Below are 517 nucleotides of genomic sequence, written 5' to 3'. Positions count from 1 at the left end.
TCTATCGAGTTTCCAGATAGAAACAAATATGACGGCATCGAAGCACTGCTCAACGATGGACAAGAGACATACGATACCAACATCGCATTGCTCTGCCCTACAAAAATTGATACCTCTCGATTTGAGCGATTGGATGAATCGCGTTTATCAACAGACACCCCAGGGTTTGGATTGATCCTGAACTATTTCGAGCACTGTGATTTTGTCATGGAACGACTCTCGATAGAGAAAGGTTAATCCCTCGGTCAAGGAACAGATATGAAGAAAATAATTTGTCAGCTATCCCCTTTAGCAATACTGATCTCTAGTGGCTGGGCATCTGCTGATACGCTGCAACAAGCGTGTGAACTTTCAATTACCGAACAAAGTTGCCCTAGCGTCGAACATTTTGTCAATCAACCTTTTGAAGCTAAAGATGAGTTTGAAAAATACAAACTCTGCAGTGAAGCCCAATTTGATCTTTACAAAGTGCAAAAGAACTGCGAATTCGATCAATATGTGGCACAAGCTCAACAAG

The 517-nt window shown here is 41.8% G+C and carries 2 pseudogenes; both read left to right on the top strand.

What is annotated here, in order from left to right:
* Positions 1–237, top strand: a pseudogene (locus AB4486_RS27575) (hypothetical protein); the annotation flags it as partial.
* A gap of 21 nt (positions 238–258) precedes the next feature.
* Positions 259–517, top strand: a pseudogene (locus AB4486_RS27570) (DUF3393 domain-containing protein); the annotation flags it as partial.

Origin of the sequence: Vibrio sp. 10N.222.55.C6 (assembly GCF_041473395.1) — a bacterium.
GTDB classification, from domain to species: Bacteria; Pseudomonadota; Gammaproteobacteria; order Enterobacterales; family Vibrionaceae; genus Vibrio; species Vibrio crassostreae_C.
The sequence above is the reverse complement of the archived record's forward strand: the minus strand, read 5'-3'. Positions and strand labels throughout refer to the sequence as shown.